The sequence below is a fragment of the Paraburkholderia sp. BL18I3N2 genome, from assembly GCF_003001875.1.
Lineage (GTDB): Bacteria > Pseudomonadota > Gammaproteobacteria > Burkholderiales > Burkholderiaceae > Paraburkholderia > Paraburkholderia phytofirmans.
Genome location: NZ_PVNC01000001.1, coordinates 89,507 through 109,010, shown reverse-complemented (window position 1 = coordinate 109,010; position 19,504 = coordinate 89,507). Strand labels below are relative to the sequence as shown.

General features: G+C 61.8%; 16 protein-coding genes. 14 read left to right on the top strand and 2 right to left on the bottom strand.

Annotated features, from left to right (window positions below; translation table 11 throughout):
- The first annotated feature begins 5 nt into the window (after window positions 1-5).
- The 4 genes from B0G75_RS00450 to B0G75_RS00435 all read left to right on the top strand — a co-directional run bounded on the left by B0G75_RS00450 (window position 6) and on the right by B0G75_RS00435 (window position 3,226).
- On the top strand, window positions 6-743 hold the full coding sequence (locus tag B0G75_RS00450) for an amino acid ABC transporter permease (RefSeq protein ID WP_106299609.1): 738 nt from the start codon (window positions 6-8) through the stop codon (window positions 741-743).
- Between the two features lies 1 nt (window position 744).
- Entirely contained in the window at window positions 745-1,422 is a 678-nt protein-coding gene (locus tag B0G75_RS00445) for an ABC transporter permease subunit (RefSeq protein WP_106299607.1), read from the top strand.
- Window positions 1,419-2,144 carry an amino acid ABC transporter ATP-binding protein gene (locus B0G75_RS00440; protein WP_106299605.1) on the top strand — a complete coding sequence of 242 codons (726 nt, stop codon included), beginning with the start codon at window positions 1,419-1,421 and terminating at the stop codon, window positions 2,142-2,144. Before B0G75_RS00445 ends, B0G75_RS00440 begins: the two co-directional genes overlap by 4 nt.
- Before the next feature lie 131 nt (window positions 2,145-2,275).
- Complete coding sequence (locus B0G75_RS00435) at window positions 2,276-3,226, top strand: LysR family transcriptional regulator (RefSeq protein ID WP_106299603.1); 951 nt, start codon at window positions 2,276-2,278, stop codon at window positions 3,224-3,226.
- A 250-nt stretch (window positions 3,227-3,476) separates the two neighbouring features.
- Here B0G75_RS00435 and B0G75_RS00430 read toward each other — a convergent pair whose 3' ends face one another.
- Window positions 3,477-4,202 carry a GntR family transcriptional regulator gene (locus tag B0G75_RS00430; protein ID WP_106299601.1) on the bottom strand — a complete coding sequence of 242 codons (726 nt, stop codon included), beginning with the start codon at window positions 4,200-4,202 and terminating at the stop codon, window positions 3,477-3,479.
- A gap of 161 nt (window positions 4,203-4,363) precedes the next feature.
- Between B0G75_RS00430 and B0G75_RS00425 the strand changes: the two genes are divergently transcribed.
- The 4 genes from B0G75_RS00425 (at window position 4,364) to B0G75_RS00410 (ending at window position 10,930) form a co-directional block, all read left to right on the top strand.
- On the top strand, window positions 4,364-5,584 hold the full coding sequence (locus B0G75_RS00425; protein ID WP_106299599.1) for an alanine--glyoxylate aminotransferase family protein: 1,221 nt from the start codon (window positions 4,364-4,366) through the stop codon (window positions 5,582-5,584).
- A 211-nt stretch (window positions 5,585-5,795) separates the two neighbouring features.
- The gene (locus B0G75_RS00420) at window positions 5,796-7,082 is read left to right on the top strand and encodes an MFS transporter (RefSeq protein ID WP_106299597.1); all 1,287 of its coding nucleotides are present in this window, start codon (window positions 5,796-5,798) and stop codon (window positions 7,080-7,082) included.
- 43 nt (window positions 7,083-7,125) lie between these two features.
- A complete protein-coding gene (locus B0G75_RS00415) occupies window positions 7,126-7,875 on the top strand; it encodes a 2-keto-4-pentenoate hydratase (RefSeq protein ID WP_106299595.1) in 750 nt (249 codons plus the stop codon).
- A gap of 31 nt (window positions 7,876-7,906) precedes the next feature.
- Window positions 7,907-10,930 (top strand): FAD-binding and (Fe-S)-binding domain-containing protein, encoded by a 3,024-nt coding sequence (locus tag B0G75_RS00410; protein WP_106299593.1) that lies wholly within the window; start codon window positions 7,907-7,909, stop codon window positions 10,928-10,930.
- A gap of 40 nt (window positions 10,931-10,970) precedes the next feature.
- Here the strand turns inward: B0G75_RS00410 and B0G75_RS00405 are convergent, their stop codons facing one another.
- Window positions 10,971-11,888 carry a helix-turn-helix domain-containing protein gene (locus tag B0G75_RS00405; RefSeq protein ID WP_106301718.1) on the bottom strand — a complete coding sequence of 306 codons (918 nt, stop codon included), beginning with the start codon at window positions 11,886-11,888 and terminating at the stop codon, window positions 10,971-10,973.
- 158 nt (window positions 11,889-12,046) lie between these two features.
- Between B0G75_RS00405 and B0G75_RS00400 the strand changes: the two genes are divergently transcribed.
- The 6 genes from B0G75_RS00400 to B0G75_RS00375 all read left to right on the top strand — a co-directional run bounded on the left by B0G75_RS00400 (window position 12,047) and on the right by B0G75_RS00375 (window position 19,483).
- Complete coding sequence (locus B0G75_RS00400; RefSeq protein WP_106299591.1) at window positions 12,047-12,946, top strand: DMT family transporter; 900 nt, start codon at window positions 12,047-12,049, stop codon at window positions 12,944-12,946.
- A 659-nt stretch (window positions 12,947-13,605) separates the two neighbouring features.
- Complete coding sequence (locus tag B0G75_RS00395; RefSeq protein ID WP_106299589.1) at window positions 13,606-14,322, top strand: ABC transporter permease; 717 nt, start codon at window positions 13,606-13,608, stop codon at window positions 14,320-14,322.
- The gene (locus B0G75_RS00390) at window positions 14,319-15,215 is read left to right on the top strand and encodes a glycine betaine ABC transporter substrate-binding protein (protein ID WP_106299587.1); all 897 of its coding nucleotides are present in this window, start codon (window positions 14,319-14,321) and stop codon (window positions 15,213-15,215) included. The genes B0G75_RS00395 and B0G75_RS00390 overlap by 4 nt, the downstream gene beginning before the upstream one ends.
- Before the next feature lie 15 nt (window positions 15,216-15,230).
- Window positions 15,231-15,884 carry an ABC transporter permease gene (locus B0G75_RS00385; RefSeq protein WP_106299585.1) on the top strand — a complete coding sequence of 218 codons (654 nt, stop codon included), beginning with the start codon at window positions 15,231-15,233 and terminating at the stop codon, window positions 15,882-15,884.
- Window positions 15,881-17,083: a betaine/proline/choline family ABC transporter ATP-binding protein gene (locus B0G75_RS00380; protein WP_106299583.1), complete on the top strand. Its 1,203-nt coding sequence runs from the start codon at window positions 15,881-15,883 to the stop codon at window positions 17,081-17,083. Before B0G75_RS00385 ends, B0G75_RS00380 begins: the two co-directional genes overlap by 4 nt.
- A 216-nt stretch (window positions 17,084-17,299) precedes the next feature.
- Window positions 17,300-19,483, top strand: a complete 2,184-nt coding sequence (locus B0G75_RS00375; RefSeq protein WP_106301715.1) for a hypothetical protein — start codon at window positions 17,300-17,302, stop codon at window positions 19,481-19,483.
- The last annotated feature ends 21 nt before the right edge of the window (window positions 19,484-19,504 follow it).

Genomic DNA, 19,504 nt, shown 5'->3' with positions numbered 1-19,504 from the left:
GGTTTATGGATTACTCATGGGATTGGGGTGTGCTGCTGCAGGCCGTGTCTACCGGCGAGCACACGACGTACCTCGGATGGCTGTTTTCCGGCCTGCTCAACACCGTGCTGCTCACCGTGTCGGCCTACGCGTTGGCGCTCGTGATCGGCACCGGATTCGGAATTCTTCGCACGCTGCCGAGCCGTCCTGCGGCGATGCTCGCCACAGCGTACGTGTCGGTGTTCGGCGGCGTGCCGCTGATCGTGCAGTTCTTTATCTGGTTCTTTGTCGTGCCGGAACTGCTGCCTACGGAGTTAGGCGACTGGTTCAAAAACCTGCCGCCGTATGCGCAGTTTTTGTCGGTATCGATCTTCTCGCTCGGGATATATACAGGATCACGAATCTGCGAACAGGTACGCGCCGGCATTCAGGCGCTGCCGCGCGGCCAGTTCGACGCGGGGTTCGCACTCGGTCTGACGCGCGCGCAGACTTATCGTTACGTGTTGCTGCCGGTGACGTTTCGCACCATTCTGGGTCCGCTCACATCCGAGTTTCTGATCATTTCAAAAAATTCCGCTGTCGCTTCGACCATCGGCCTATTGGAATTATCGGGGCAGGCGCGTCAGTTGGTCGATTACACGGCACAGCCCTATGAATCGTTTATCTGCGTGACGCTGGCCTATATGGCGCTGAACTTTGCGATTCTGCACGGCATGAACTGGATTCGTCGCCAAACCCGTCTGCCGGGCTTGCTGGGAGATTGAGATGTTCAATATAGATTGGCAAGCGCTCGCGGATTCGAAGGATATCGTGCTCGCGGGCATGGGCGTCACATTGCAAATTACGCTCGTGGCGATCTTGTGCGGGGTGCTATGGGGCACCGTGCTAGCGGTATTGCACAGATCGCCGCAGCGCGCGGTGCGCGCTTTCGCACAAGGCTACGTTGCCTTGTTCCGATCGATTCCGCTGGTGATGCTGTTGCTGTGGTTCTTCCTGATCGTGCCGCAGTTCCTGAAGGCGCTGTTCAACTTACCCGCCAGTGTCGACGTGCGGCTCATCTCCGCGATGGTGGCCTACTCGCTGCTGGAGGCGGCATTCTTTTGCGAAATCATCCGGGCCGGGATCGAAAGCCTGCCGCGCGGCCAGGCGCAGGCGGCGCTTGCGCTCGGCATGACAGCGGGACAGACAATGCGTTATGTGATTCTGCCGCAGGCGTTTCGCGCGATGGTTCCGGTGGCGCTGACACAGTGCATCGTGATTTTCCAGGACACGTCGTTGGTCTACGTGATAGCGCTGGGCGATTTTTTCCGCCGGGTATCGGCAATCGGCGAGCGCGACGGTACGGTCGTACCAATGCTGCTGTTCGCCGGCGTCGCTTACTGGTCGATTAGTACAGGGTTGACGGTGACCGTCAAAGTGGTCCGAACGAGGTTGGCAAAATGATCGAGTTGAATGGCGTTTCTAAATACTATGGGCAGTTCCAGGTGCTGTCGGATTGCACGACCAAAATCCAGAAGGGCGAAGTGGTCGTGGTGTGTGGTCCGTCTGGTTCGGGGAAATCGACGCTCATCAAAACCGTCAACGGTCTCGAGCCGTTTCAGAAAGGCGAGATCGTCATCAATGGTCAATCCCTGACCGACAGGAAGGTCAATCTCTCGAAGTTGCGCGCGAAAGTTGGCATGGTCTTCCAGCACTTCGAACTGTTCCCACATCTGTCGATTGTGCAGAATCTGACGCTCGCGCAGGTCAAGGTGCTGGGCCGTTCGAAAGACGAAGCGGCGGCGAAGGGACTTAGGTTGCTGGATCGCGTCGGTCTGCGCGCGCAGGCGGACAAGTTTCCGGCGCAACTGTCGGGTGGTCAGCAGCAGCGCGTGGCGATCGCGCGTGCGCTTTCTATGGATCCGATTGCGATGCTGTTCGACGAACCCACATCCGCGCTCGATCCGGAAATGATCAACGAAGTACTCGACGTGATGGTTGAGCTTGCTCAGGAGGGTATGACGATGATGTGCGTCACGCACGAAATGGGCTTTGCAAAGAAGGTCGCCCATCGCGTGATCTTCATGGATCGCGGCCTGATCGTGGAAGATGACCGCAAGGAAGATTTCTTCGCGAATCCGAAGTCGGATCGCGCGAAAGATTTTCTCGCGAAGATTCTGCACTGAAGGGTTGCTGTCGCGTTGTCGAACGTGGTGTCGCGGTCGCCTGCGATTTGCTATGACCGGACCGTCGCCGTCGCCGCGGCCACCGTCGTTTTCAACGCGTTTGCCGGTGGCACCGTTAATCTGAAAGTGCAATGAAAATTCATCAGCTACGTGCGCTTGTCGCCATTGCCGACGCGGGCAGCGTCCGCGGCGCGGCGCGACTGCTCAATTCCTCGCCTGCGGCGGTCACTCAAAACCTTCAGTATCTGGAGGAGACCGTTCAAATGCAGCTCGTGGCGCGCACGTCGTCAGGCGTGACACTCACGGAATGCGGGCAAACGCTGCTGGTCCATGCGCGCCTCGTCGTCGCGCAAATAACCCATGCGCATCAGGCCGTCGATGCGATGCGCGGCGATCCGCACGGGCGCCTCTCCGTTGCGGTGTCGGCGTGGGTCACCAAGACGTTTCTTCCGGAGGCTGTTACACGCTTTCGTGCGAGGATGCCGGACATTCAACTGGAGATCTTCGAAGGTCTGCCTGCGATTGCCAATCCGCGTTTGCGCGACGGCAGCCTGGACATCTATGTGGGCAGGCAAACGCCGGGCGAGACAGGTTCCGAGTTCGCTTACCGGCCGCTGTTTTCTTCGGGCCGGGCGATCGTCGCGCGGCAAGGTCATCCGCGTGCGGACACCCGGTCGTTGGCCGACCTGCTCGATCTCGACTGGCTCGTCGCGCTGGACCCTGAAACGGAAGGACGGACGCCGTACAAGATGTTCGCGCAGTACGGCCTGACCGTGCCGCGCAGCATTCACTTTCTTCACTCATTGACCGTCGCCGTTTCGCTGCTCAAGCGTACGGACATGGTCAGCATCTTTCCATGGCCGCTCGTCGAGCTATGCGCGGCGCACGAAGGACTCTGCGCGATCCCCGTGCGAGAACAACTGGAAGAGTCGACCGTCGGCATCATCACGCGTGCCGGGCAGCCGCCCGACGCAGTATCGAGCTGTTTTATGGACTGCCTGATCGATACGATCCGCGACGAATCATGGGTGCGAGCGCCGGAGATTCTCCGGGCGTTGCACTCCGTGGAGATACTTGTTTGAGGTTAGGCATTTGCCCGGCTGAATCTGCGCGGCACCGAGGCGATAGACCAGCTTGCTGTGGCGCGGCTCATGCTCATGCGTGACCCACCAGCCGATACACCCTTTGCATCAACCACTTGCCCAAGATGTAAGAACGTTGTCCACAGGCTTGCCAACATTTTAGGTGGACAAGTTTGCCATCGGCGCAGACGTGCAAATTCGCACCAACGCCAAACGCAACCGGCGTTCAGATGCATTGACTCAACTCACCTCAAGCCTTCAACGGCGACGCAGCCACCTCTTCCCGCGACTGCACCTGTAAAACCGCATCGCGCTTATCAAGCAGATGCTGCCGAAGAATCGCACTCAGCTTCTTACCGTCTCGCGCCTCGAGCGCCTTCAGCATTTCATCGTGATCATGAATCGCGCTATCCCACTTGGGGATCTGGAAGTTCGACCGAAACCTGAGCGCTTGCAAGCGACGGTTCACCGCGACATAAGTCTGCCGCAGTGCTGAATTCCTGGCCGCCTCGTTGATCTTGTCGTGAATCGCCTGATTGCGGCTGTAGTACCCAGCCAGATCGTTCTGCGTGCGGCACGCGAGCATTGCGTAATGCAGCGCCTTGATCTCGGCGAGTTCAGCCGCCGTCATCCGCTCAGCCGCCAGTTCGCCCGAGAAGGCTTCAAGGCCGCTCATCAATTCGAAGGTCTCGCGCAACTCAGCCTCCGACATCTTCGACACCGACGCGCCACGATTCGGCGAAATCTCGATCAGCCCTTCAGCGGCCAGCACCTTCAGCGCCTCGCGCAGCGGCGTGCGCGATATGCCGAGCGTTTCGCACAGCTCGCGCTCGTTCAGTTTCTTGCCCGGCTCGAGCACGCCCTCAACGATAAAGCGCCGAATATGCTCCACCACCGTGTCATGCAAGCGCTGCCGCTCGACCTTCGGCATGAGCGGGGAAGCGGGGATGCTCGCCTCTAAATCCGAATTTTGCATACAAAAACCCTCAACATCTATTAGCCCGGATTTTATAGGAAGGTGAAAGATTAGTTAATAGCGCGGGTAAACACCCGTGCCGACATGCAATTTTCGCCTTGGGATCGCCGCAGTTCGTCTGATATAGTTTTTTGAATGCAAAATTCAATCGGAGGAGTTCAATGCTCAAGTTAGACTTTCACCCCGCTGGCCGTCACTTTTTGCAGATCCCGGGTCCGAGCCCGGTGCCCGACCGTATCCTCCGGGCGATGAGCTACCCGACCATCGACCACCGCGGACCGGAGTTCGGCGAACTCGGTCTGAAGGTGCTCGACGGCATCAAGAAAATTTTCAAGACGCAGCAGCCCGTGGTGATTTACCCGGCCTCCGGCACGGGCGCCTGGGAAGCGGCGCTGTCGAACACGCTCAGCCCCGGCGACCACGTGCTGATGTTCGAAACCGGCCACTTCGCCACGCTGTGGAAAAAGATGGCGGAAAGCCTCGGGCTGAAGCCGGAGTTTCTCGGCCTGCCGGGCATTGAAGGCTGGCGTCGCGGCGTGCAGCCGCAAATGATCGAGGAGCGTCTGCGTGCCGACACGCAACACGCGATCAAGGCGGTGTGCGTGGTGCACAACGAAACCTCAACGGGGGTCACTTCCGACATCGCCGCCGTGCGCCGCGCAATCGACGCCGCGGGTCATCCGGCCTTGCTGCTGGTCGACACGATCTCAGGCCTCGCGTGTGCGGACTACCGTCACGACGAATGGGGCGTCGACGTCACCGTCTCGGGCTCGCAAAAAGGTTTGATGCTGCCGCCGGGCATCAGCTTCAATGCGATCTCGCAGAAAGCCGTGGCCGCCAGCAAGCAGGCCAAACTGCCGCGCAGTTTCTGGGACTGGACTGACATCGTCGAGATGAACAAGACCGGTTACTGGCCGTACACGCCGAACACGAACCTGCTCTACGGCCTGAACGAAGCGCTCGAAATGATTCTCGGCGAAGGGCTCGACAACGTGTTCGCCCGTCACGAACGTCTCGCCGAAGCCACCCGTCGCGCGGTGCGTGCGTGGGGTCTGGAAATTCAGTGTGCGGATCCGTCGGTGTACAGCCCGGTGCTCACGGGCGTGATGATGCCCGACGGCATCGACGCCGATGCGGTGCGCAGGCTCATCTACGAGCGCTTCGACATGTCGCTTGGCACGGGGCTCGGCAAGATGAAAGGGCGCATGTTCCGCATCGGCCATCTCGGCGACTGCAACGACCTGATGCTGCTGGCCACGCTGGCCGGCTGCGAAATGGGTCTGCGGCTCGCGGGCGTGCCGCTCAAGGAAAGTGGCTTACCTGCCGCTATGGAGTGGTTGAGCCAGCCGACGAAGGCATCCGGCCTGAAAGCCGCAGCCTGAGTACGCCCTGAAAGCAGTGCCTTTTTGGGGCATCGAGCGGAGCGCAATCGGCGACTCGTGGAAAAGGGAAGGCGGGGAACACTTCCTCACGAAGCCGCGCACAGAACGCGGCCCGAACGAATGCGATGGTCCTGCGGCGCAAACCGCAGCCGGGCAACGACGCAGCGCGCCATCTCAGGCCCGCCGTCGACACATGCAATGGAGAGAGACGATGAAGCGGTTTCGTGTAACCAGTGCGACCAGTATCGTTCTAGTGATGCTCTGCATCATGTACTTCATCACCTACCTCGACCGCGTCAACGTCAGCACCGCGGCCGCGGGTTTCGGCAAGGAATTCCATCTCTCGCATACGGAAGTCGGCCTGGTGTTCTCGGCCTTCGCGTATCCGTATCTGATCTTTCAGATCATCGGCGGATGGGTCAGTGATCGCTTCGGCGCGAAACGCACGCTGATTTTTTGCGGTGCGATCTGGGGCGTTGCGACTCTGCTCACGGGCTTTGCCGGCGGCCTGATTTCGCTGCTGGCCGCGCGCGTGCTGCTCGGCTTCGGCGAAGGCGCGACCTTTCCCGCCGCCACCTCGGCGATGGCGCGCTGGGTCGCCAAGGAAAAACGCGGCTTCGCGCAGGGCATCACACATGCGGCGTCGCGGATCGGCAATGCGGTCGCGCCCGGTCTGATCGTTCTCGTGATGGCGACGTGGGGCTGGCGCGAATCGTTCTATATTTGCGGCGTGTTCAGCTTGCTGTGGGTCGGCGTGTGGGCCATCACGTTTACCGAGCATCCGAAAGACCACCCGCGTATCACGAACGACGAACTGTCCGTGCTGCCCGCGCCGAAGCCGAAAGTCGCCGGTGTGCCGTGGAGCAAACTGTTTCGTCGCATGTGGCCGGTCACGATCGTGTACTTCTGCTACGGCTGGACGCTGTGGCTGTTCCTGAGCTGGATTCCGCAATACTTTCTGCACAGCTATCACCTGCAATTGCAGAAGTCGGCGATCTTCGCCTCCGTGGTGTTTTTCGCCGGCGTGATCGGCGACACGCTCGGCGGCATTGTGACCGACTGGATCTTCACCCGCACCGGCAGTCTGAAGCGCGCACGTAGCTGGATGGTGTCGGTCTGCATGTTCTTCTGCCTGCTTTCGCTGATTCCGCTGATGTTCACGCACAGCCTTTATCTGTCGATGGCATGTCTCGCGTCCGGCTTCTTCTTTGCAGAAATGACGATCGGTCCGATGTGGGCGATTCCGATGGACATCGCGCCGGAATACTCGGGCACGGCTAGCGGCATGATGAACACCGGTTCGGCACTTGCCGCGATCATCTCGCCGGTGGTCGGCGGTTTTCTGATCGACTACTTCGGAAGCTGGGAATTGCCGTTCGTTGGCAGCATGCTGTTGATGGCGATCGGCGTGGTGCTCGCGTTTCGCATGCAGCCGGAAAGCAAATTCGCGCTTAACGCGGCCGACAAGGCGCACGTTCCCACCGGCATGGGCGTTTGAGCGCACTGCACGGCTCCATCTCCGCGCCTCACGACACGACACTATGACGACAGCACTCAGCCGGCGTCTCGCCGACGCACGCCGCAATCACGCCACGCTCGACACGTTGCCGCCCGAGCAAACCCCTGCGGACGCCGCCGCGGCCTACGCGATCCAGCACGAGATCCTGGATGCATGCGGCGCGCGGATCGCCGGTTGGAAAATCGGCGCAAAGTCCGGGAGCGGTCCGATCCAGGGCGCGCCGTTACCCGACCTCGACCTGCATGCCGACGGCGCACGTTTGCCGCGCTATGACTCCGCGCCCTTGGGACTCGAACTGGAAATCGCGTTTCGCTTCGGGCGGCGGTTCGATGTTTCCGCCACGCCGTATAGCGAGGCCGAAGTGCTGGCGAGTATCGGCTCGATCGGCGCGACTATCGAGATCGTGGCGAGCCGCTACGCCGAATGGCCCGCCATCGACAAGCTCGCTCAACTCGCGGACATGCAGAATCACCGCGCGTTGATCGTCGGCGATTTCACGCCGTATCGCGCGGACTTTCCGTTTGCGGCGCCGTCGCTGCAATTCAGTTTCGACGGACAGGATGTGGTTAAAACCACGCCCGCCAATCCTGCCGGCGATCCGCGGCGCCTGCTGACGTGGCTCGTCAATCACGCCACGTCGCGCGGCATTGCCGTGACGCCGGAGATGGTCATCACGGCCGGTTCATACACCGGCATGTTCTTTCCGAAGACGGCGGGCACGGCGAACGGGCGCATTGAGGGACTCGCGCCGGTCAGCCTCACGCTGTACTAGCCGCTTCCTGTCTTTGCCATAGGCCGACGATATGACGAACCCCACTTCCGCTTTACTCGTCAAGCCGATCCACCTGGTCCCGTCCGCCGCGCGTCTGACGAGTCCGCTCGCGCAGCATCTGCGCAGATCATTGCGCGGCGACGTGTTGTTCGACACGGCGAGCCGTGGCCGTTACGCGACCGATGCGTCGATCTATCAGATCACGCCGGTCGGTGTAGTGGTGCCGCGCGACCAGGACGATCTGCGCATCGCACTGGAAATCGCGCGCAGCGAAAAAGTGCCGCTGCTCGCGCGCGGCGCGGGCACGAGCCAATGCGGCCAGACGGTTGGCGAAGCGCTGGTGATCGACACGAGCAAATGGTTGAACAACATCGTCGCCTTCGATGCCGAAGCGCGCACGGTGACGGTCGAACCGGGTGTCGTGCTCGATCATCTGAACGCGTGGCTCAAGCCTCACGGTCTGTGGTTTCCGGTGGATGTTTCGACAGCCGCGCAATGCACGATCGGCGGCATGGCCGGCAACAATTCGTGCGGCTCGCGCTCGATCGAATACGGCAACATGGTGCACAACGTCGACGCAATCGACGCGATTCTCGCCGACGGCAGCGAAGCGCATTTCGCCTCGTTGCGCGAGGCGCCGCAAGGCGCGCGCTTGCAGCAGATACTCGCTGGCGTGAAGCAGATCGCCGAACGCGAGCGCGATGAAATCGTGGCGCGCGTGCCGAAAGTCTTGCGCCGCGTGGCGGGCTACAACATCGACGTGTTCGATTGCCAGAACCCGCGCGCCTATACCGACGACGGCGTCGCGAATCTCGCGCATCTGCTGGTCGGCTCAGAAGGCACGCTCGCGTTCAGCCGGCAGTTGACGCTCAGGCTTGCACCGCTGCCCGCGCATAAAACGCTCGGCGTGGTCAACTTCCCGACCTTCTGGCAGTCGATGGATCTCACGCAGCACATCGTCAAGCTGAAACCGGTGGCGGTGGAGTTGGTCGATCGCACGATGATCGATCTCGCGATGGGCAATCCAGCGTTTCGTCCGGTGATCGGCAAGGCGCTGGTCGGCGAACCGCAAGCCATTCTGCTGGTGGAGTTCGCGGGCGAGGACCGCGACGCCCAACTCGCGTCGCTCAAGCAGCTCACCGAACTGATGGCCGATCTCGGCTTGCCCGATTCGGTCGTCGAGATGCCCGACGCGAACGAACAGAAAGCGCTGTGGGAAGTGCGCAAGGCCGGGCTCAATATCATGATGAGCATGAAGGGCGATGGCAAACCTGTGTCCTTCATCGAAGATTGCGCGGTGCCGCTCGAACATCTTGCTGAGTACACGAGCCGCCTTACCGAAGTGTTCCATCGACATGGCACGGAAGGCACGTGGTATGCGCATGCGAGCGTCGGCACGCTGCACGTGCGGCCGATTCTCGACATGCGCCGCGACGGCGCGCAGAAGATGCGCGCGATCGCCGATGAAGCCGCAGCCCTCGTACTCGAGTACAAGGGCGCCTATTCGGGCGAGCACGGCGACGGACTATGCCGCGGCGAATGGGTCGCGTGGCAGTACGGGCCGCGCCTGAATCAGGCGTTCAGCGAGATCAAGGCGCTGTTCGATCCGGACAACCGCTTCAACCCCGACAAGATCGTGCGTCCGCCGAAAATGGACGACGCGCGCAATTTCCGCTTCGCGCCGGGCTACAAGGAACATCGCATAGAAACGGCGCTCGACTGGTCGGCATGGAATGTCGAACGCGATCCGCTGACCGGACAGGAGACCTTGCCGGGTAGCGGCAACGATCTTTCCGGCGGTCTCGCGAAAGCCGTCGAGATGTGCAATAACAACGGCCACTGCCGCAAGTTCGACGCCGGCACCATGTGTCCGAGCTACCGCGTGACGAAGGACGAACAGCACGTCACGCGCGGACGCGCGAACACGTTGCGCCTCGCGATTTCCGGTCAACTCGGCGAAGCGGGTCTCGCGAGCGACGAGGTCAAGGAAACGCTCGATCTGTGCGTGTCCTGCAAGGGCTGCAAGCGTGATTGCCCGACGGGCGTCGATATGGCGAAGTTCAAGATCGAGGCACGGGCGGCGCGCGTCAAGCGCCACGGGCTGCGTCTGCGTGACAGGCTGGTGGCTTTCATGCCGCGTTACGCGTCGACGGCCAGCCGCATGCCGGGTCTGATGGCGCTCGCCGACAACGTGCCGGTGCTGTCGGCATGGTTCAAGCGGTCCGTGGGTTTCGCGCCCGAGCGGAGTTTGCCGCGCTTCAAGAAGTCTTTCTTGGCTGATGCGGTGTCAGCGCGCAACGCAGCCCAAGGTGTCGCCCTCAAAGAAGTCCTGCTATTCGTCGACACGTTCAACAACAACATGGAGCCGGAGAACGCGCGCGCTGCGCAGCAAGTGTTGGAGGCTGCGGGCTATACGGTGCACTTCAACACGCGCCAGGGCGAGCGGCCCGTGTGTTGCGGCCGCACGTTCCTCGCGGCGGGTCTCGTCGATGAAGCGAAGCAGGAAGCGCGGCGCCTGCTCGATCTGTTCAAGCCGTTCGTGGAGCGCGGTGTGCCGATCGTCGGGTTGGAGCCGTCGTGTTTGCTGTCGTTACGCGACGAGTTCCTGCACTACGGTTTCGGCGACGAAGCGCAGCGGTTGTCGAAACAGGCATTTCTATTCGAAGAGTTTCTGGTGCGCGAGGAAAAGGCCGGGCGTCTGCAGCTTGCGTTGAAGCCTTTGGCGAAGCAGCAGGCGCTGGTGCATGGCCATTGCCATCAGAAAGCCTTCGACGCCTTCACGCCCGTGCAAACCGTGTTGAAGTGGATTCCTGAACTGAAGGTATCGACGGTGGAATCGTCGTGCTGCGGAATGGCGGGCAGTTTTGGCTACGAGGCCGAGCATTACGCGACGTCACAAGCGATGGCGGAGCTTTCGCTGCTGCCGGCGGTGCGCAAGATGGACGGCGACACGCTCATGGTCGCGGACGGCACGAGTTGCCGGCATCAGATCCACGACGGCGCGGGAGTCGACGCGATTCACGTGGCGCGAGTGCTGGCGATGGCGTTGCGGTAAGTGCAGTAACCACGGCAACGCGTGAAGCGCGCCAGCCGCGCTAGGCGGCGACAGCCTGCCGATACGCGGTCGGCGCCACGCCGACGCTCTCACGGAAACGATGGCTGAAATGGCTGGCGTTCGCGTAGCCGCATTGTTCGGCGACCTGCGCGAGCGGCAGCGCCGTGGTGCGCAACAGCGTGCGAGCGCGTTCGAGCCGCTGCTGCGCGATCCACGCGGCGGGTGGCAGTCCGAACGAGGTGCGGAACATGCGCGCAAGATGAAATTCCGACAGCGCCGCTACGCCGGCAAGCTCGCCGAGCGTGAGCGCCTGCGAGAGATGGCTTTCGATGTAGTCATGCAGGCGTCGGCGAGTTGCGACCGACAAACCGCCTTTGAGCGATGCATTCGTGCGGCGCACGCCTTGCGCGCGCAACAGCAGACTCAGCACCTGATGCGCGGTCTCGTTGGTGCGCAGCAAGCCGTCCGGATCCTGCCAGTCTTCGTTCGCCAGCGACTGACATAACTTGGCGATGCGTGCGTCTTCGAAATACGTGCGATCGGCGAGCGTCAGTTCGCGCGGCTCGAGGTCCAGCTCCTGAACCGCGCGCTGCGTGAAGTGCTCCGGCAGGAAGTACAGGTGCATGAAATGCATGTGCCCGCGCACCCACCAACGCGATTCGTGCTCTCCCGGCAGCGCGCAGAGCCGCGACGGCGCGCCATAATGCCCCGGCATTTTCTGGCGTTCGGTGCGATAGCCGCCGTCCAGATAGCACGACAGCGTGTGATGGCCGGGACGCTCGTAGACGGTCTCGGCTTCTTCCGTGTCGCGTGTCCAGACGGCTATGGCCAGCCGGTCGCCGAGCCACGCGAAACGGTCCAGATTCGCGTTGGCGCTGGTCAGCGTGTGACACACCGACTGAAGGCCGAACGGCGTTTCAGCGGAGTGGGTAACGGGGGCGGGCGGTCTGGTGTTCACGAAGCGGGCGAAATACTTGTCGTGACTGAATGAGCGCCAGTATACGGCCGCCCGCGAGCGGCGGCTTGCCACTCCGAAAAAGTGCGCAATCCTGGACAAGTGCGGCCGGCCGGGCGGCGGCATAGTGAAATCCCGTATTTGCTGCTGCAGGCTGGACTATGAATTTGTTCCTCTATGCCGTCACCGTTCTGATTTGGGGCACCACGTGGATCGCGATCAAATGGCAACTGGGAGCGGTGCCGCCGCCGGTATCGATTGCCTGGCGTTTCTGGATCGCGGCGCTGGTGCTGTTCGCGTTGCTGCGCATCATGCGCCGGCCGATCTGGCCGCCGCGCGCCGCATGGCGTTTCCTGATCGCACAAGGATTGGCGCTCTTCTGTCTGAACTTTTTGTGCTTCTACTACGCTGAACAGGTGGTGCCGAGCGGCCTGGTGGCGGTGGTGTTTTCCACCGCGCCGCTGCTGAATTCGATCAACGGCCGCCTGTTCATGGGCCGGCCGTTGCAACCCACGGCGATTGCGGGGGCGGCGTTGGGACTCGTCGGCATCGTATGTCTGTTCGTTCAGCAGATGACGGGGCATCTCGGCGATCATGCCGCGTGGTTCGGTCTTGGCATCGCGTTCCTCGGAACCCTGTGCTTTTCGGCCGGCAATCTGTTGTCGAGCCGCATGCAAGCGATGGGCTTGCACCCGTTCGCCACGAACAGCTGGGCGATGCTGATCGGCGCCAGCGTCCTGACTGTGGGCAGCGTATTGGCCGGCTTTTCGTTTGCCGTCGAGCCGTCCGCGCGCTATCTCGGCGCGCTCGCCTATCTCGCGATTTTTGGCTCGGTGATTGGCTTCACGGCGTACCTGATGCTGGTCGGGCGCATCGGACCGGAACGCGCCGCTTACAGCACGGTCTTGTTTCCTATCGTGGCGCTGGCGGTGTCGACTGTATTCGAAGGCTATCAGTGGTCCGCGCTGGCCGTGGTCGGTCTGTTGCTGGTGGTGGCCGGCAATCTGGTCGCGTTCGATCTCACTCGGCGTATTTTTGTGCGCCGGGTGCGGACTTCGTGACGGACCGTGGTGCCGGCGCGGCGCGCTAATTTGCGGCCGCGCCGAACGCGCCGAAGAGACATCGTCTATCAATGCGCCGGTCGATCAAAGGTGACGATTCCGATGGGTCCGGCCGCACCCGGAGGCTTTGAGGTGAGTCTTTTCGGGAGCCGAAAAGCCGTTGAAAAAACCATCGGTGAGCTTTTGCGGGAGAGCGCATATCGAGCAAAAACCAAAGGCGGCATCCCCGCCAGCTCCTTTGCATTAACCACATGGGTAGACGAAGCCGCCCGTCGCCCGTATAATCGCAGCACCCTAACCGCGAAATCGCAGCTAGATGGGCAACGTTAGAAGGGGTTAAATGCAAACTGGCAGTAGTTTGCATTCGCCTCTGCCGCCGGTAAAAAACCGGCATTCAAAAGGGGCACTCAAACCCCATCGGACAGCAGCTCAGCGCTGCTGACCAACATCATCGATGGATCTGGCGCCAGTTTTGCTGACTGGTCCGCCACCGAAGGCGAAATCACACCGCCTTCGCGCCGGAGAAAACAAACCTCCGGCACCACTCGGTTCACCTCGCGGCATGTGCCGCGTCCCGAACTTCCCATTCGCAGCGTCGTCACGGCGCCTGTGCGGCGCGGCTATGTTCGCGCGCCGCCCGAACAAGGAGGCGCATCTTCATGATTCAACGTCCTGCCAGACTGATCGGCAGTCTCGTAGCCATCGGTGTTGTCGTCGCGTTGCTGTGCCGCGCGATCGACCCCGGCGCACTGCATCAGTACGCGCCCGATCTCGTCTACTACACGAAGCGGCACCTGTTGCTCGTCGGCTATTCCATGGCGCTCGCGCTGCTGGTCGGCGTCTCCGCCGGCGTGTTGCTGAGCCGCCCATCGTTGGCGCGTCACGCCGAACGTTTCATGCAGATCTTCAACATCGGCAACACGATCCCCTCGCTGGCCGTGCTGGCGATTGCGCTCGGCATTTTCGGCATCGGCGATATTCCGGCGCTCGTGGCGCTGTTTCTCGCGTCGTTGCTGCCCATCACACGCAATGCCTATGAAGGCATGAAGAACGTCTCGCCCGCTTTGCGCGAGGCTGCGCGCGGCCTCGGCATGACGGGCTGGCAATCGTTGTTGCGCGTGGAGTTGCCTAACGCCATGCCGATCATCATCGGCGGCGTGCGCACGGCGCTGGCGATCAATGTGGGCAGCGCGCCGCTCGCCTATCTGATCGGCGCGGACAGTCTCGGCACGCTGATCTTTCCCGGCATCTATCTGAACAACCAGCAGCAGCTTTTGCTTGGCGCAGCGGCTACCGCGATTCTCGCGCTGGTTCTGGACGGCATCGTCTCGACCGGCAGCCGCTACCTGCTCGCGCGACGCGGGGTGACGGCATGACGAATCTGTTCAAACGCAGCCGCTGGATCGCCGCGGGCGCATTGCTCTTCGCGAGTATTCAGGCGAGCGCGGCGACGCTCGTACTCGGTGGAAAAAATTTCACCGAGCAGTACGTGCTTACCGAGATCACGTCGCAATACCTGCGCGCGAAGGGCTATACGATCGATGCCCGCACCGGCCTCGGCAGTACGCTGTTGCGTAGCGCGCAGGAGAACGGCCAGGTCGACATCACGTGGGAATACACCGGCACCGCCGCGATCGTCTACAACAAGATCACCGAAAAGCTCGATCCGAAGACGATGTACGAGCGCGTAAAAGCGCTCGATGCGAAACGCGGCCTGGTGTGGCTCGACTGCTCGCCGCTGAACAACACGTACGCGCTCGGTCTGCCGGAGCAAGTCGCGCAGCAAACGGGCATTCGCACGATTTCGCAACTCGCGGCGAAGATGGCAGCGGAGCCGAACAAGAAGCACGTGTTCGCGATGGATGCGGAGTTCGCCAATCGCCCGGACGGCCTGAAACCGCTCGAAGCCGCCTACGGCATGCAGTTCAGCCGCGCGGAAACGCGTCAGATGGATCCGGGCCTCGTCTATACCGCGTTGCATAACAATCAGGTGCCGATCGGACTGATCTACACGACGGACGGCCGCGTGAAAGGCTTCAACATCATGCCGCTCGAAGACGACCGCCACTATTTCCCCGCGTACAACGCCACACCGGTGGTGCGCAAGACGACGCTCGACCAGAACCCGCAACTCGTGCCGCAATTGAACGCGCTCTCCGACGCGCTCAACAACGACACGATGCTGGAGATGAACAAGCAGGTGGACATCGACGGCAAGCCGGTGCGCGAAGTCGCGACGGAATTTCTGCGCACGCACAAGCTGCCCTGAGCGGAGATCTTTTTTATGACTGTATTCGACTATCTATCGGCCAACTGGCCTGAGTTGCTGCAACTCACCGCGCAACACGTGTGGCTGGTGGGGATTGCGGTGGGCTGCGCGATTGTCGTCGGCGTACCTTTGGGCATCCTGATCAATCGGCACGAGTGGCTCGCGGCGCCGCTGCTGAGCGTTGCCACGGTGGTGCTGACCTTGCCTTCCATCGCGCTGTTCGGCTTGATGATTCCGGTGTTCTCGCGCTTCGGCCAGGGCATCGGCGCGGTGCCTGCGATCACCGCGGTGTTCCTCTACTCGCTGCTGCCGATCATGCGCAACACCTACCTCGCGCTGCGCAACGTCGACGCCGGCATCAAGGAAGCGGGCATCGGCATCGGTATGACGGTGTGGCAACGGCTGCGCCTCGTCGATCTGCCGCTCGCCGTGCCGGTGATTCTCGGCGGCGTGCGCACGGCGGTGGTGATGAACATCGGCGTGATGACGATTGCCGCGGTGATCGGCGCGGGCGGTCTCGGCACGCTGATCATCCGTGCGATCGGCCAGAGCAACATGATGAAACTGTTGGTGGGCGCCGTGCTCGTGAGCGCGCTCGCGATCGTCGCCGACCTGCTGCTGCAAGCGCTGCAACGCTTGCTGACCCCGAAGGGAGTACAAAAGACATGATCGAACTCGACAAACTGACCAAGACGTTTACGCAGAAGGACGGCCAGCAGGTGAAGGCGGTCGACTCGGTGAGCCTGACTGTCGGCGAAGGCGAAATCTGCGTGTTTCTCGGCCCGTCGGGCTGCGGCAAGACCACCACGCTGAAAATGATCAACCGTCTGATCGCGCCGACTTCAGGCCGAGTGCTGATCAACGGCGAGGACACCTCGGGTCTGAACGAAGTCGAATTGCGCCGCCACATCGGCTACGTGATCCAGCAGATCGGGTTGTTCCCCAACATGACGATCGAGGAGAACATCACGGTCGTGCCGCGCCTGCTCGGCTGGGACAAGAAACGTTGCCGCGAACGCGCCACGGAGTTGATGGCGATGGTCGCGCTCGACCCGAAGCAGTATCTGAAGCGCTATCCGCGTGAACTGTCGGGTGGCCAGCAGCAGCGCATCGGCGTGATTCGCGCGTTGGCCGCCGATCCGCCGGTGCTGCTGATGGACGAGCCATTCGGCGCGGTCGACCCGATCAATCGCGAGTCGATTCAGGACGAGTTCTTCCAGATGCAGCGCCAGTTGAACAAGACCGTGATCATGGTGAGCCACGACATCGACGAGGCGATCAAACTCGGCGATCGTGTGGCCGTGTTCCGTCGTGGTCAACTGGTGCAATACGATCATCCGGATACGTTGCTGGCGCATCCGCGCGATGAGTTCGTCGGCGCGTTCGTCGGTCAGGACAGCACGTTGAAGCGCCTCTTGCTGGTGAAGGCCGGCGACGCCGCCACCCAGCCGGAAACCGCGCATGCCGACATGCCGGTCGCGCGCGCCTTCCAGATGATGGACGACAGCGACAGCCGCTATCTGACCATCGTCGACGACAAGCAGCAGGCGCTCGGTTATGTGACGCGCCGCGCAGCGCGTGCGGCCCAGGGCGTGTGTGGCGACCATCTGTCCGCGTTCAAGGCGACGGTTAGCGCGGACGAGCATCTGCGCATCGTGCTGTCGAAGATGTACCAGTTCAATTCGTCCTGGATGCCGGTGCTGGATGGCGACGGCCGTTACGTCGGCGAGGTCACGCAGGATTCGATTGCGGACTATCTGAGCTCGGGCCGCTCGCGTCGGCAGACGGGGCAGCCGGCCATCGTATCGCCTGCTGTTGCCGCGGCGGAAGCGGCGGCCGTGCAGGCTGCGACTGCTGATCACGCGTGAAATTCGCCGTATTCGTGCGCAAGCTTATGCGCTTCGAATGGTTTGGGTAATTCAACATTTAAAGAGATTTTTTTATCAATACATTTCCGATTTTTCTATGCGAGGATAAAGCGTCAAATTTTACGCATGCGCGATTGCTTATCGATCCGCATGCGCGCGAACACGCGCCGGACATGTCAACTGGACGCGCTTCGTGCCTCGCAAGGAAATACCGTCGTGACATTGTTCTCTCGCCTGGGTGTGGCCGCTGTTATCTTTAACAGCCTTATTCCATTGAATGCGTCAGCGCAATCGCAACTCAATTACACCACTTCATGGATCGGCAATAGCTTTGGCTTCGGCGACGGCAAATGGATGCAGCAGGATATTCAGGCCATCAGCGTCGGCGCCGATGGCACCGTGTACACCAACGCGCCTTGGGACGAAAGCGGCAGTGAAATCGCCGCTTATCGCGCGGGCGACAAGATTGCCGTAGCCGGCTCGACACATGGCTGGGGCGCGGCCGGTGGCGACGCGGTCGCGGTGAATCACACGTATCTGTATGCGGCGATGTCGATCGGTAACGAAAGCAACGCCCTGGTGGGCGCGGACTTTCCCGCAGCCAACCTGACCTGGTACGGCGTCACGCGCCGCACGCTCGCCAATCTGGCGACCGGCGCGCCGTTCAGCGGTGGCATCGGCAATAGCGCCAATGCAACGAAGAACAGCTTTCTGCCGCTCGAGACGGTAACGACCGGCAACGACGCGAGCATTCGCGGCATGGCCGCCACCGACAGCGAACTCTACGTGGCGGATACCTACGCGAACCGGATCGTCGTGTTCGACGCGAATTCGATGCAGCGTTTGCGCTCGTGGAACGTGACGTCGCCGGGACGCATTGCGGTAGATACCGATTCGACGCTGTGGGTGATCAGCGGTATCTCGTCCGGAAGCCTAACTATTCAGCACTACGACGCGAATGGCACCGCGCTCGCCGGCACATTGACACTGCCCGTGGGCGCCGTGCCGGCCGACATCGCGGTCACGCCGGCGGGGCAAATCCTCGTTGCGGACAATGGCCCGTCGCAGCAGATTCTCGTCTTCAACAAAGACGGCAGCGGTCAACCGCAGGCGGCCGCGCCGATCGGCACGCGCAACGGCATCTTTCACGCGGTCAAAGGCGTGCCGGGCAATTGGCGCTTCAACGGCATGACGGGCATTGGCGTCGATCCCGCGGGCAATCTGTACGTCGCGCAGAACGGCGAAGGGCCGCGGCCGATCGGATCGGCATCGGTCGGACAAGGCGCGGTGCTCGAAAGCTACGTGTACAGTTCGCACGCCTTCAATTGGCGCCTGTATGGACTGACGTTCCTCGATAGCGCCGCGTTCGATCCCGCCACGGCCAATTCCGTCTACACCGGCTCGAAGCGCTTCGCGCTCGACTATAACCAGCCGGTTGGCCACGAATGGTCGTATGCGGGCTTCACGCTCGACCGTTTCGACTATCCGGACGACCCCGCGTTTCATCAGCCGCGCGGCGTGCGCGGCGAGCCGATGGTGCGTCGAATCAACGGCCGGCGATTTCTCTATACGCTGGATCCGGGCGCGCATTATCTGAACGTCTATCGCTTCGACGCCGCCCACGGTGAAATGGCGATTCCATCCGGCCTGCTCGCGCAGAATCCGCTGCCGGGCACATGGCCCGCCGCGCAGCCCACGTACGGCGAATGGCTGTGGCGCGACAGCAATGGCAACGGCAGTGTCGACGCCAGCGAGATCAGCAGCAATCCGTCGACCGGAAGCACGGTCGGCAACGGCTTCTGGTGGGTCGACACGCCAGGCAATATCTGGCTCGCCACGCCGTTGAGCGGCATCCGAGAAATGCCGTTGCAGGGTCTCGATTCCGCCGGCAATCCGATCTACACGTACGCTAGTTCAAAGATGTTCCCGATGCCGCAACCGTTCACGCGGATTGCGCGGATCGTCTACATCGCGGCGACCGACACGATGTATATCTCCGGCTTCACCAGCGCGATTCCATGGGATGCGACGCATTGGAAAGAGGCGGGCCCGGTGCTCGCGCGTTATGACAACTGGAGCTCCGGCACGCCGACGCAGCAGTACACCATCTCACTGCCTTGGAACACGCAAAGCAATCCGCAAACGACGACTGTCGGCGTCGCGGTGGCCGGCAATTACATCTTCGTAGCGGAGTTGTACACGCAGAGGGTGGATGTGTACGACGCGCGCACCGGCCAGGTGGTCGGCTACATGACGCCGGGCGCGAGCGTCGGCAATACGAGTGGCTGGGTGGACGTGTATCTCGGCATCAGCGCGGTGCAACGCGACAACGGCGAGTATGTCGTGCTGCTCGAGGACGACGCCCGCGCAAAAATTCTGATGTATCGATGGACGCCTTGACGCCGGTCGCATGCGTGCAGA